Origin of the sequence: Hydrogenophaga sp., assembly GCF_025699295.1 — a bacterium.
Taxonomy (GTDB): domain Bacteria; phylum Pseudomonadota; class Gammaproteobacteria; order Burkholderiales; family Burkholderiaceae_C; genus Hydrogenophaga.
Genome location: NZ_JAILWB010000005.1, coordinates 68996 through 82262 on the forward strand (window position 1 = coordinate 68996; position 13267 = coordinate 82262).

At 68.6% G+C, this 13267-nt stretch carries 10 protein-coding genes; all 10 read right to left on the reverse strand.

Going from position 1 to position 13267, the window contains the following annotated elements:
- Positions 1 to 12 precede the first annotated feature (12 nt).
- The 10 genes from K5880_RS06280 to K5880_RS06325 all read right to left on the reverse strand — a co-directional run bounded on the left by K5880_RS06280 (position 13) and on the right by K5880_RS06325 (position 13267).
- Positions 13 to 810 (reverse strand): cell division protein FtsQ/DivIB, encoded by a 798-nt coding sequence (locus K5880_RS06280; protein WP_297649918.1) that lies wholly within the window; start codon positions 808 to 810, stop codon positions 13 to 15.
- A gap of 19 nt (positions 811 to 829) precedes the next feature.
- Positions 830 to 1807 (reverse strand): D-alanine--D-alanine ligase, encoded by a 978-nt coding sequence (locus tag K5880_RS06285; protein WP_297649919.1) that lies wholly within the window; start codon positions 1805 to 1807, stop codon positions 830 to 832.
- On the reverse strand, positions 1804 to 3213 hold the full coding sequence (gene murC, locus K5880_RS06290; protein ID WP_297649921.1) for a UDP-N-acetylmuramate--L-alanine ligase: 1410 nt from the start codon (positions 3211 to 3213) through the stop codon (positions 1804 to 1806). Before murC ends, K5880_RS06285 begins: the two co-directional genes overlap by 4 nt.
- Positions 3210 to 4289, reverse strand: a complete 1080-nt coding sequence (gene murG / locus K5880_RS06295; protein WP_297649923.1) for an undecaprenyldiphospho-muramoylpentapeptide beta-N-acetylglucosaminyltransferase — start codon at positions 4287 to 4289, stop codon at positions 3210 to 3212. Before murG ends, murC begins: the two co-directional genes overlap by 4 nt.
- Positions 4286 to 5476, reverse strand: a complete 1191-nt coding sequence (gene ftsW, locus K5880_RS06300; protein WP_297650302.1) for a putative lipid II flippase FtsW — start codon at positions 5474 to 5476, stop codon at positions 4286 to 4288. The genes murG and ftsW overlap by 4 nt, the downstream gene beginning before the upstream one ends.
- A gap of 128 nt (positions 5477 to 5604) precedes the next feature.
- Entirely contained in the window at positions 5605 to 7395 is a 1791-nt protein-coding gene (gene murD, locus K5880_RS06305; protein WP_297649924.1) for a UDP-N-acetylmuramoyl-L-alanine--D-glutamate ligase, read from the reverse strand.
- A complete protein-coding gene (gene mraY, locus K5880_RS06310; RefSeq protein ID WP_297649925.1) occupies positions 7392 to 8570 on the reverse strand; it encodes a phospho-N-acetylmuramoyl-pentapeptide-transferase in 1179 nt (392 codons plus the stop codon). The genes murD and mraY overlap by 4 nt, the downstream gene beginning before the upstream one ends.
- Positions 8560 to 9978 carry a UDP-N-acetylmuramoyl-tripeptide--D-alanyl-D-alanine ligase gene (gene murF, locus K5880_RS06315; RefSeq protein ID WP_297649926.1) on the reverse strand — a complete coding sequence of 473 codons (1419 nt, stop codon included), beginning with the start codon at positions 9976 to 9978 and terminating at the stop codon, positions 8560 to 8562. Before murF ends, mraY begins: the two co-directional genes overlap by 11 nt.
- A complete protein-coding gene (locus K5880_RS06320) occupies positions 9975 to 11534 on the reverse strand; it encodes a UDP-N-acetylmuramoyl-L-alanyl-D-glutamate--2,6-diaminopimelate ligase (RefSeq protein ID WP_297649927.1) in 1560 nt (519 codons plus the stop codon). Before K5880_RS06320 ends, murF begins: the two co-directional genes overlap by 4 nt.
- Positions 11534 to 13267, reverse strand: a complete 1734-nt coding sequence (locus tag K5880_RS06325) for a penicillin-binding protein 2 (RefSeq protein ID WP_297649928.1) — start codon at positions 13265 to 13267, stop codon at positions 11534 to 11536. Before K5880_RS06325 ends, K5880_RS06320 begins: the two co-directional genes overlap by 1 nt.

Consider the following 13267-nt stretch of genomic DNA (forward strand, 5'->3'; position numbering starts at 1 on the left):
ATTGCTTCTTGATTACCTTCGGGGTTGTGATGCGCCTGCAGCCGGCGTGTCGGTCACGGTGGTCACGCCGCGCAGGCGCAGCGCATAGCCATTGGGGTAGCGCAGGTCCACCGACTGCACAGCCCCCGTGTAGCGTTCGGTGAGCTGGGCCAGCGTGCCGGTGAAGCGGCGTGTGCGCTGCAGCAGCTCGTCGGGCGTACCTCGGCCCAGTTCCATGCTGGCACCGCTGTCCAGACGGGCGCGCCAGGTGCCGCGCTCGGAGAGTTCGAGCCGTTCCAGGCCCATCTCCATGCGAGCGAGTTCGGTCTGCAGCAGCTGATAGAGCGCCCACACCTGCGCCGACTGCTCGCTCGGGCCGGCCAGTTCAGGCAGGGCGTCGCTGTCGTCCGGGCTGGCGTCGAACACCTCACCCAGCCCGTTGACCAGCTGACCCGAGCCGGACTCGCCCCACCACGCCACGGCCTGGTGCTCTTCCAGGGTCACGCGCAGGCGGTTGGGGAATTCGCGCTGCACCACGGCCTTGCGCACCCAGGGCACGGACTCGAACAACAGGCGCACCTGCTGCAGGTCCACCGTAAGAAAACTGCCGGCCAGGCGGGTCTTCATCTGCGAAGCCAGCTGTGCGCGAAAGCCCACCGCGTTCTGATGTGCCACGTCGCCGTGCACGGTGATCGCCTGAACGGTCCAGACGGGATGGCGCACCAGCCATGTCGTGAACAGCCCCAGGCTGAGCACGGCAAACACTGCGAGCAGGACGTGCGTGACCACGGTCATGAGCTTGACGTCCAGGGGCAGTTCGGTGGTGGCCATGGTGCGTGGTCCGCGCGGTTCAGGCCGGGTTGTCCAGCGCGGCGCTGGCCAGCAGCACCAGGCACAGATCTTCATACGACAGGCCGGCGGCCTTTGCCGACATCGGCACCAGGGAATGGCTGGTCATGCCCGGCGAAGTGTTGATCTCGAGCAGGAAGGGCTTGCGGTCGCTCGCGCGGATCATCAGGTCGGCACGGCCCCAGCCGCGGCAACCCAGTGCACGGTAGCTGGCCAGCACGATGCGCTGGATCTCGCGCTCCTCGGTCTCGGGCAGCCCACTGGGGCAGTGGTACTTCACCTCGTCGGTGAAGTACTTGTTCTGGTAGTCGTAGGCGCCATCGGGCGCGACGATGCGAATCACCGGCAGCGCGCGGGCCTGCTCGCCGGTGCCGATCACCGGGCAGGTCACTTCCTCGCCTTCGATGAACTCCTCGCACAGCACGTCGGGGTCGTAGCGCACGGAAAGGGCCACCGCGGCCTGCATGTCGGAGTAGCCACGCACCTTGCTCACGCCGATGGACGACCCTTCGCGCGGCGGCTTGACGATCAGCGGCAGGCCCAGTTCGTCGGGAACGGCTCGCGTGTGCTCGGGCGTCTGTTGCCCCGGCGCAAGGCACACGTAGCGCGGCGTCGGCAGGCCCTCGGCGATCCACATGCGCTTGGTCATGACCTTGTCCATGGCGATGGCCGAAGCCAGCACGCCGGGACCGGTGTAGGGAATTCCCATGAGTTCCAGCGCACCCTGCACCGTGCCGTCCTCGCCATGGCGGCCGTGCAGCGTGATGAAGCAGCGCGTGAAGCCCTCGCGGCGCAAGTCGCCCAGGTCCCGTTCGGCGGGGTCGAAGGCATGCGCGTCCACGCCCCGGGCCTTCAGCGCGGCCAGCACGCCTGTGCCCGACATGAGCGAGACCTCGCGTTCGGCCGAACGCCCGCCCATCAAGACCGCCACCTTGCCGAGTGATGTCGGATCGATCACCGTGTTGTCCTTTGTGTTCATGCCGTGGCCCCCTGCGCCAGTTCGATCACGCGGCCTGCCACCGCGCCCACGGTGCCCGCGCCCATGCACAGGATCACGTCGCCGTCCTGCGCGTTGTCGAGCACGGCCTGCGGCATGGCGTTGATGTCGTCCACGAACACCGGCTCCAGCTTGCCGGCCACGCGCAGTGCACGCGCCAGCGAGCGGCCATCGGCCGCGACGATGGGCGCCTCGCCGGCCGCGTACACCTCGGCCAGCAGCACCGCGTCGGCGTCGTTGATCACCTTCACGAAATCCTCGAAACAGTCGCGCGTGCGCGTGTACCTGTGCGGCTGAAAGGCCAGCACCAGGCGCCGGCCCGGGTAGGCGCCGCGCGCGGCCGCCAGCGTGGCGGCCATCTCCACTGGGTGGTGGCCGTAGTCGTCCACCACGGTGCAGCGACCACCCCCAGGAAGGGACGCATCGCCATACGGCTGGAAGCGCCGGCCCACGCCCTTGAACTCCGCCAGCGCCTGCAGCACCGCCGCGTCCGGCACACCGAGCTCGACCGCGATGCCGATGGCCGCCAGCGCATTGAGCACGTTGTGGTGGCCAGGCAGGTTGAGCTCCACCTTCAGATCGGGCAGCTCCACGCCGTTGCGGCGCTGTACGGTGAAATGCATCCGGGTGCCGACCGCGCGCACCTCGACCGCACGCACCTGGGCATCTTCCGAGAAGCCGTAGCTGGTGATGGGCCGTGCGATCTGCGGCAGGATCTCGCGGATCGCCTCATCGTCCACGCACACCACAGCGGCGCCGTAGAACGGCATCCTGTGCAGGAACTCGACGAAGGCGCCCTTGAGCCGGCCAAAGTCGTGGCCATAGGTGTCCATGTGATCGGCGTCGATGTTGGTGACGACCGAGAGCACCGGCAACAGGTTCAGGAACGAGGCGTCGGACTCGTCGGCCTCGACCACGATGTACTCGCCCGAACCCAGCTGCGCGTTGGCCCCCGCGCTGTTGAGGCGCCCGCCGATCACGAAGGTCGGGTCCAGCTCGGCGGCGGCCAGCACGCTGGCCACGAGGCTGGTGGTGGTGGTCTTGCCATGCGTGCCGGCAATGGCCACGCCCTTCTTCATGCGCATGAGTTCGGCGAGCATCACGGCGCGCGGCACCACGGGCACCAGCTTCGCGTGCGCGGCGACCACCTCGGGGTTGTCCTCCTTCACCGCCGTGGAGGTGACGATGGCATCCGCGCCTTCGATGTGCGCGGCGTCGTGGCCCGCGAACACCTCGGCGCCGAGAGCGACCAGGCGGCGCGTGGCAACACTCTCGCCCAGGTCGCTGCCCGAGATGCGGTAGCCCTGGTTGAGCAGCACCTCGGCAATGCCGCTCATGCCGGCACCGCCGATGCCGACGAAATGGATGTGTCGAATGGCGTGTTTCATGTCTGGTTCACCTTGGCCAGTTGCTCGCAGGCGGACACCACGGCCGCCACGGCCTCTGTCTTGCGCATCTGTCGGGCCTTGTCGGCCATGGGCAGCAGCTGTTCGCGCTGCAGCGTCTGCAGCATCTGCGCCAGCGAATGGGCGGTAAGTTCGGTCTGCGGCACCAGCCAGGCAGCGCCGGCGTCCACAAGAAAGCGCGCATTCGTGGTCTGGTGGTCGTCCACCGCGGCCGGGAATGGCACGAACAGCGCGGCCGCGCCAACGGCGGCGATTTCGGTGACCGTGCTCGCGCCGCTGCGGCAGACGATCAGGTCGGCATCGGCAAAGGCCTGGGCGGTGTCGTCGATGAACGGGGTGAGTTCGGCCTGCACGCCGGCGGCCACATAGTTGGCGCGCAGCGCGTCGATCTGCCTTTCGCCGCTCTGGTGCGTGACCTGCGGGCGCAGCGCTTTGGGCAGCAGGGCCAGCGCCTGCGGCACGACGTCGTTGAGCGCCTTCGCACCCAGGCTGCCACCCACCACCAGGAGGCGCAACACGCCGCTGCGCCCCGCAAACCGTTCGCCCGGTTCGGGCTGCTGCAGGAAGGCGGCACGCAGCGGATTGCCCACCCACTCGGCCTTCTTCAGCACGTTCGGGAAAGCCGTGAACACCCGGTCGGCCACACCTGCGAGCACCTTGTTCGCCATGCCGGCGACCGAGTTCTGTTCGTGCAGCACCAGCGGCTTGCCGGCGAGCACGCCCATCATGCCGCCGGGAAAGCTGATGTAGCCACCGAGCCCCACCACCACGTCCGGCCGGACGCGGCGCACCACCCGCAGCGACTGCCAGAACGCGCGCAGCAGCCGCAGGGGCAGCAACGCCAGCGTGAGCGGCCCCTTGCCACGCACGCCACCGAAGTCGATGGTCTCCAGCACAAAGCCGCGCGGTGGCACGAGCCGGCTTTCCATGCTGCCGGGCGCGCCCAGCCAGTGCACGCGCCAGCCGCGCTCGCGCAAGGCTTCGGCCACGGCCAGACCGGGGAAGATGTGGCCGCCGGTGCCACCGGCCATGATGAGGGCGCAAGGACCCGTCGTCATGGGCGACCACCCTTCATCATCTGGCGATTCTCGTAGTCCACTCGAAGAACAATTGCAATGGCCACGAGGTTCAGCAGAATCGCCGAGCCGCCATAGCTCATCAGCGGCAGGGTGAGGCCCTTGGTGGGCAATGCGCCCAGGTTCACGCCGATGTTGATAAAGGCCTGGAAACCCATCCACAGGCCGACGCCCTGGGCCACGAGGCCGGCGAAAACCTGGTCGAGCGCGATGGCCTGGCGGCCGATGTGCATGATGCGGCGCGTGAGCCAGAGGAACAGGCCGATCAGCAGCACCACGCCAACCAGGCCGAATTCCTCACCGATCACCGCGAGCAGGAAGTCGGTGTGCGCTTCCGGCAGCCAGTGCAGCTTTTCCACGCTGCCACCGAGTCCCACGCCGAAAATCTCGCCGCGGCCGAAGGCGATCAGGGAATGCGAGAGCTGGTAGCCCTTGCCCAGCGCGTGCTCGACGCTCCAGGGGTCGAGGTAGGCGAAGATGCGTTCGCGGCGCCAGTCGCTCATCATGACCATTAGCGCAAAGGCGCCCACCACGACGAGCGCGATCAGGAAGAACATGCGCGCGTTCACGCCGCCCAGGAACAGGATGCCCATGGCGATCACCACGATCACCATGAAAGCGCCCATGTCGGGCTCGGCCAGCAACAGCATGCCCACCACGCCCACGGCGACCGCCATGGGCGCCACGGCCTGGAAGAAGCGCTGCTTCACCTCCATCTTGCGCACCATGTAGCTGGCCGCGTAGAGCAGCACCGCGAGCTTGGCCAGCTCCGAGGGCTGGAAGTTCATGATGCCCAGCGAGATCCAGCGCCGCGCGCCGTTCACACCCTTGCCAATGAAGGGCAACAGCACCAGCGCCAGCAGCACCAGCGCCGCCGCGAACAACCAGGGTGCCATCCTTTCCCAGGAGCGCATCGGAAACTGGAACGCCACCATCGCGCACACAAGCCCGATCAGCATGGAGATGCCGTGACGCAGCACGAAGTGGGTGTGTGCGTAGTTGGCAAAACGCGGGTTGTCGGGCAGCGCGATGGAGGCGGAGTACACCATCACCAGGCCCCAGGCAAGGAGAGCCACCACCACCCACAGCAGCGGCTGGTCAAAACCCAGTTCGCGCACAGCGACGTTGCGCGTGCCGGCGTAGGTGCGATTGGACAGACGCACCGGCAGGTCGTCGCGCGAGCCACCACCCGCGAGCGCACCTGCCAGATCACGCCCGCCCAGTCCGGGCAAGGCATCGCGCAGGCGCTGCGTCCAGGTCCGCGCCGACGCTGCGGGCTTGCGGGCTTTCTTCGCGCTCACAGGCTGCCCTCCACCATGGTGCCGTTGCGGTGCGCCAGGGCGCCGACGGCCTGCACGAACACGCGGCCGCGGTGCTCATAGTTGTCGAACATGTCCAGGCTCGCGCAGGCGGGCGACATGAGCACCGCGTCGCCCGACCGCGCCTGCTGCGCGGCGAGCACCACCGCCGCCGGCAACGTTTCCGCGTCGTGTTGCGCGACGTGCGCCTGTTCCAGCGCCGCGCCCACCGCTGCGCGGATGCGCGCGGCATCGCGGCCGATGTAGATCACGGCGCGGGCAAAACGCGCCAGCGGCTCGGCCAGCGGAGTGAAGTCCTGACCCTTGCCGTCGCCGCCGAGGATCACGACCAGGTGGCGTTCGGCCCCCAGGCCGCGCACGGCGGCCAAAGTGGCACCAACGTTGGTGCCCTTGCTGTCGTCGAAGTACTCGACCTCGTCGAGGATGGCCACCGGCTCGACCCGGTGCGGCTCACCACGGTACTCGCGCAGGCCGTGCAGCATGGGCCCGAGCGCGGCGCCCGTGGACGCCGCCAGCGCCAGCGCTGCGAGCGCATTGGCCGCGTTGTGGCGGCCACGAATGCGCAGCGCGTCCACCGGCATGAGGCGCTGGAAGTAAATCTCTTCGTCTTCCTCGACGCCACGCCCCCGCTTGCGGGTCTCGTCCAGCGCAATGGCCCGCACCAGCCAGTCCATGCCGTTGACCGACTCAATGCCCCAGTCGCCCGCGCGGCGAGGTGCGTCCAGACCGAAGCTTGCCCAGGGACGGGCACTTTGCTGCCGGTTGCGGTTGCCCACCTTGACCGTCACCAGTCCGGGCTGCATCGCCATGACCAGTGGTTCGTCGCGGTTGAGCAGCATCAGTGCCTGCGCACCGAACACGGCCGCCTTGGCCCGGGTGTACGCGTCCATGCTGCCGTGCCAGTCGAGGTGGTCCTCGCTGAGGTTGAGCACGGTGGCAGCGCTGGGCACCGTTGCCCAGGCGCCGTCGGCCGTTCCATTGAGCTGGAAGCTGGAGAGTTCGAGCACCCAGACACGCGGCAGGTGCGCGGGCTGGGGCGGTTCGACCGGGGGCGGCACGAGCAGGACCGGGCCATCGTCGTCCTCGCCGGCGGCGGCCGCGGCCTCGTCGGCATCGGCATCCACGTCGGCATCCCTGTCGGCGTCGGCATCGCTGGCCGACGACTCGATCGCGGGGTCTTGCGCAGCGTCCTGCTCGGCTTGTGCATCGGCCTCGGCTTCGGCCGCCGCGCGGTCGTCATCGGCCTGCTGGGCAATGGCCTCCGCGTCGAGCGCGGTGGACAACACGTCGAGCAGGGACGGCCCGATGTTGCCAGCCACCACCACGTTCACGCCCGCGCGCTGCAACAACAGGCCGGTCAGCGCAGTCACCGTGGTCTTGCCATTGGTGCCGGTGATGGCCAGCACCTTCGGACGGTACGGCAGGCGCTCACGCCGGGCCAGTTCGCCCAGTGCGCGCGCGAACAGATCAAGTTCGCCCACGACATCGACGCCGCGCGCAGCGGCCCAGTCGAACACCGCCTGCAGTGCGGCAGGCGCCAGACCCGGGCTGCGCGCGATCAGGCTCCAGTCGGCGCGTGCCAGCAGCGCATCGTCGAAGGTGCCGGCCACAAAGCTGGCCTGCGGGCAGTCGGCCCGCAACGCGGCAAGCTGCGGCGGCGCGTCGCGCGTGTCGGCCACGGTCACGCGCGCGCCCTGGCGCAGGCACCAGCGTGCCATGGCCAGGCCGGAAGCACCCAGACCGAGGACGAGGATGGCCTGGTCTTTCATCTGAGTTTGAGCGTGGACAGCCCCACGAGGCACAGCAGCATGGTGATGATCCAGAAGCGCACGACGACCTGCGTCTCCTTCCAGCCCTTTTTCTCGAAGTGGTGATGCAGCGGAGCCATCTGGAACAGGCGCCTACCGGTGCCGTAGCGCCGCTTGGTGTACTTGAACCAGCTCACCTGCAACATCACGGAAAGCGCTTCCACGACGAAGATCCCGCCCATGATGGCGAGCACGATCTCCTGGCGCACGATGACCGCGATGGTGCCGAGCGCGCCACCCAGCGCGAGCGCGCCCACGTCGCCCATGAAGACCTGCGCCGGGTGCGTGTTGAACCACAGGAAGGCCAGACCCGCGCCAGCCACGGCGGCGCAGAAGATCAACAGCTCGCCCGCGCCGGGAATGTGCGGCAGCAGCAGGTAGCGCGAGAACACCACGTTGCCCGTGACGTAGGCAAACACCCCCAGCGCCGAGCCCACCATGACCACCGGCATGATGGCCAGGCCGTCGAGGCCGTCGGTGAGGTTGACCGCGTTGCTCGACCCCACGATCACCAGATAGGTCATGAGCACGAAGCCGAACACACCCAGCGGGTAGCTGATTTCCTTGAAGAAGGGCACCAGCAGGCCGGCCTGGGGTGGCATGTCCAGCGTGAACCCCGAGCCCACCCAGTCGATGAAGAGCTCGAGCACGCGCGCGTTGCTGGTCTCGGAGACCGCGAACACCAGGTAGAAGGCAGCGACCAGGCCAATCAGCGATTGCCAGAAATACTTCTCTCGCGAACGCATGCCCTCGGGGTTCTTGTGCACCACCTTGCGCCAGTCGTCCACCCAGCCAATGGCGCCGAAGCCCAGGGTCACGATCAGCACGATCCATACGAAGCGGTTGCTCCAGTTGAACCACAGCAGCGTGGACAACGCGATCGCGAACAGGATCAGCACGCCACCCATGGTGGGTGTACCGCCCTTGCTCAGGTGCGTCTGCATCGCGTACTCGCGGATCGGCTGACCGATCTTCAGCGCGCCCAGGCGGCGGATGAACCAGGGGCCGGCCACCAGGCCGACCACGAGCGCCGTCATGGCCGCCATCACCGCGCGGAACGTGAGGTACTGGAACACCCGCAGGAATCCGAAGTCGGGTGACAGGCCTTGCAGCCAGAGAGCCAGGCTAGGCAGCATGGGCGTTGTCCTTCTTGTCCTTGTGTTGCGCGGGGTCCAGCGCCTGCAGGGCCTGCACCACGCGCTCCATGCGCATGAAACGCGAGCCCTTGACGAGCACGCTGCGAAACACCGGGCGGTTGTCGCGCACCACGGCGCAGACGGCACCGGCCAGGGCCGGCACCTCGACCCAGTGCACGATCTGCGGCAGCGACCCGCTGGCCTGGCGCATCCAGTCGCCGGCCACATGCACCGCCTCGATGCCGCGCGCCAGCGCGTGGCGCAGCACCTCGTCGTGGAACGCCAGGCCCTGCTCGCCCACTTCGCCCATGTCCCCCAGCACCAGCAGGCGTGGCGCGGGCAGTTCGGCGAGCACGTCGATGGCAGCGCGCACCGAATCGGGGTTGGCGTTGTAGGTGTCGTCGATCAGGGTGAGCTGGCGCTCGCCCAGGTGCAGCGAGAGCGCGCGCGAGCGACCGCCCACGGGCTCGAAAGCGTCAAGGCCACGCACCACAGCCTCCAGCGGGACACCTGCGGCCAGTGCACAGGCTGTCGCGGCCAGCGCGTTGCGCACGTTGTGGCGACCCGCGATGTGCAGCCGCACGGTGGCCATTCCCGAGGGCGAAGCGAAGCACAAAGACCAGGCGCCATCGAACCAGTCGGTCTGGATGGCGCTCACGTCGGCGCTGGGGTCGGTGTCGCTGAAGCTCAGCGCGCGGCGGCCGGCGGCGAGCTCGCGCCACAGGGGCGTCCAGGCATCGTCGGACGGGAACACGGCCACGCCTTGCGCGCCCAGGGCCTGAATGACCTGCCCGTTTTCGCGCGCCACGGCCTCCACCGTGGCCATGAATTCGAGGTGCTCGCGCTGCGCGTTGTTCACCAGTGCCACGGTGGGCAGGGCCAGCGCAGCGAGTTCGGCGATCTCCCCGGGGTGGTTCATGCCCAGCTCGACCACCGAGAAGCGGTGCGCCTTGGTGAGGCGCAACAGCGTGAGCGGCACACCGATGTCGTTGTTGAAGTTGCCCTGTGTGGCGTGCGCAGCGTCTCCGGCGGCGGCGCGCAGGATGGACGCGATCATCTGCGTCACCGTGGTCTTGCCGTTGCTGCCGGTCACGGCGATCAGGGGAAGAGCAAACTGGCTGCGCCACAAGCGCGACAACTCACCGAGCGCGCGCCGTGTGTCGGGCACCTCCACGCCCGGCAGTCCGGCGTCGGCCAGGCCCTGGTGGGCCACCGCGGCCAGCGCGCCCTGCGCCTTCGCCTGCGCGAGGAATTCGTGCGCATCGAAACGCTCGCCCTTGAGCGCCACGAACAGGTCGCCCGGTTGCAGGCTGCGGGTGTCCGTGTGCACACGGGCGAAGGGCAGATCCGGCTGACCCACCACGCGGGCGCCGCCGATCCGGGTGAGGAGCTGGCCCAGGGTGTTCATGCCGGCGCCCCCTGACCAGCAGCGCGCCGCAAGAGCGCCTGTCGCGCGTGTTGCACATCCGAAAACGGCGACTTCACGCCCATCACGTCCTGGTAGTCCTCGTGTCCCTTGCCGGCGATCAGCACCACGTCATGCGCCTCGGCGCGCGCGACGGCCAGGTCAATGGCGCGGGCGCGGTCCGGCTCGACCAGGGCCGCGTCGGGCAAAGACAGGCCCGCCACCATCTGCTTCAGGATGGCCAGAGGATCTTCGCTGCGCGGGTTGTCGCTGGTGAAGACGGGGCGCTGCGCCTCGCGCTCAGCCACCGCCGCCATCAACGGACGCTTGCCGGCGTCGCGGTCACCGCCGCAGCCCACCACGACCCAGAGCACGCCCTGGCGCTGGCGCGCCAGCGGCTGCAGTGCCTGCAAGGCCTTTTCGAGTGCGTCGGGCGTGTGGGCGTAGTCCACCAGCACAAGGGGTTGACCGGGCGCGTCCATGGCTGCCTGTTCCATGCGGCCCGGCACGGGAGTGAGCGCGGCGCAGGCGTGCACCGCATCGGCCAGCGGCACGCCCAGAGCGCGCGCCGTGGCCAGCACGCAGAGAAGGTTGGAGACGTTGTAGCGGCCCACCAGCGGCAGGCTCAGGGCCTGCAAGGGAGTGGAACGGCCCTGCGCGTCGCGCTCGCCCACCTGCAAGGCCATACCGCTGTCGGTGAAGACGATGTCCTGCGCGAACAGGCGGGCCTTGCCGACGCGCTCAGCCGCGCCTCCCGCCGCTTCGATCGCCACGGTCCAGACGTCCAGCCCATGCCCCGCCAGGGTGGTGGCCAGCCCCGGGCCACGCGCGTCATCCAGGTTCACGACCGCGCTGGCCAGGCCGGGCCAGTCGAACAGCGCGGCCTTGGCGGCCCAGTAGGTGTCCATGCTGCCGTGGAAGTCCAGGTGGTCCTGCGTGAAGTTGGTGAACACCGCCACCCGCAGCTGCGTGGCGTTGAGCCGGCCTTCGACCAGGCCGATCGACGAGGCTTCGATGGCGCAGGCCTTCAGCCCCTCGTCCACGAAGCGGCGCAGCTGCGCCTGCAACATCACCGGGTCGGGCGTGGTCAGTCCCGTCGCCGTCAATGGCGGCGCTGCAGCACCGGGCTGCGGCGCCCTTCCCATGCCGAGCGTTCCCACCACCGCGCAGGGGCGCTGGCAAAACGACAGCAATTGCGCCACCCACCACGCGGTGGAGGTCTTGCCGTTGGTGCCGGTGATGGCCACCATGTCGAGCGCCGCGCTCGGCGTGCCGTAGAAGGCACTGGCGATCGCGCCGGCGGCCGCCTTGAGACCCGGTACGGCGAGCACGCGTTGGTCATCAAAGGCATAGGCATCCGCACCCTCGCGCTCGACCAGCGCGGCCGAAGCCCCGGCCTGCAGCGCGGCGCCCACGTAGCGACGCCCGTCGGTGGCGGCACCCGGCCAGGCCACGAAGCCATCGCCCGCGCGCAGGCGGCGGCTGTCGCAATGCAGTTCACCGCGCACGCGCTCGCGCAGCCACTCGGCCACGGCCTGGGGCGTCGTGATGGTTCGCATCAGAACGATTCCTCCACGTCGGCCACGATCTGCGGCTTGACATTCATGTCGGGCTGCACGCCGAGGATGCGCAGCGTTTGCTGCACCGTCTCGCTGAACACCGGCGCGGCCACCACACCACCGTAGTACTGGCCGTTGTTGGGCTCGTCGATCATCACGGCGACCACGATGCGCGGCGCCTCGATCGGTGCCAGGCCCACGAACCAGCTGCGGTACTTCTTCTCCGCATAGCCTTTGCCTTCCTGCTTGTGCGCGGTGCCGCTCTTGCCGCCCACCGAATACCCCATCGTCTGCGCCCGCGAGCCTGTGCCACCCGGCCCGGCGGCCAGTCCCAGCATCTGGCGCACCGCGATCGCGTTCTTCGCGCTGAATACCCGCACACCCGAAACCGGTTCGGTGGACTTCTGCAGGCTCAGCGGGATGAGCTCGCCATCACGCGCAAAGATGGTGTAGGCGTGCGCGAGCTGGAACAGGGAGGTCGACAGACCATAGCCATAGCTCATGGTGGCCTGCTCGATCGGCCGCCAGCTCTTGTAGGGGCGCAACCGCCCGGTGACCGCGCCTGGAAACGGCACCTGGGGCTTCTGGCCGAAACCGGCCTGCGCATAGGTTTCCCACATTTCCCGCGGGCTCATCTGCATGGCCATCTTGACCGTGCCCACGTTGCTCGACTTCTGGATCACCTCGGCCACGGTCAGCACATCGTGCGGGTGCGTGTCGCTGATGCTGGAGCCGCCGATCATGATGCGGCCCGGCGCGGTGTAGATCGGCGTGCGCGGCGTGACAAGCCCCTTTTCCAGCGCCAGCGCGGCGATGAAGGGCTTCATGGTCGAGCCCGGTTCGAAACTGTCGGTGAGCACGCGGTTGCGCAACTGCTCGCCGCTGAGGCTTTGCCGCCGGTTGGGGTTGAAACTCGGGTAGTTGGCCAACGCGAGCACCTCGCCGGTGATGGTGTCGATCACCATCACGCTACCGGCCCGCGCCTTGTGCGCCTGCACAGCCTCCTTGAGCTTCTGGTAGGCGAAGAACTGCACCTTGCTGTCGATCGAGAGCTGCAGATCGGGGCCATCCACGGGGGGCACGACGTCGCGCACGTCTTCCACCACGCGCCCCAGACGGTCCTTGATCACGCGGCGCGATCCGTTGCGACCGGAGAGCTGCTTGTTGAACGCGAGCTCCACGCCCTCCTGGCCCCGGTCTTCCACGTTGGTGAAGCCGACCACATGCGCCGCGGCTTCACCTTCCGGGTACTGGCGCTTGTATTCGCGGCGCTGGTAGATGCCCTTGATGCCGAGCGCGGCGATCTGCCTGGCCACCGGCTCGTCCACCTGACGCTTGATCCACACGAAGGTCTTGTCCTCGTTGGCCAGGCGCTTGCGCACCGTGGCCAGCGGCATGTCGAGCAACCTGGCAAGCTGGCGCAACTGCGGGTCGGTGCGGTCCACGTCCTCGGGAATCGCCCAGATGCTCTGCGCGACCACGCTGGACGCCAGGATCAGGCCGTTGCGGTCCAGCACGCGGCCCCGGTTGGCCGGCAACTCCAGCGTGCGCGCGAAGCGCACCTCGCCCTGGCGCTGGAAGAAGTCGTTGCCGAACACCTGCACATAGGCGGCGCGCCCGGCCAGGCCGGCAAAGGCCACGGCCAGGCCCGCCACGATGAACTTGCTGCGCCAGACCGGCGTGCGGCTGGCGAGCAGCGGACTGGCGGAGTAATTGATGCTGCGCACGCTCAT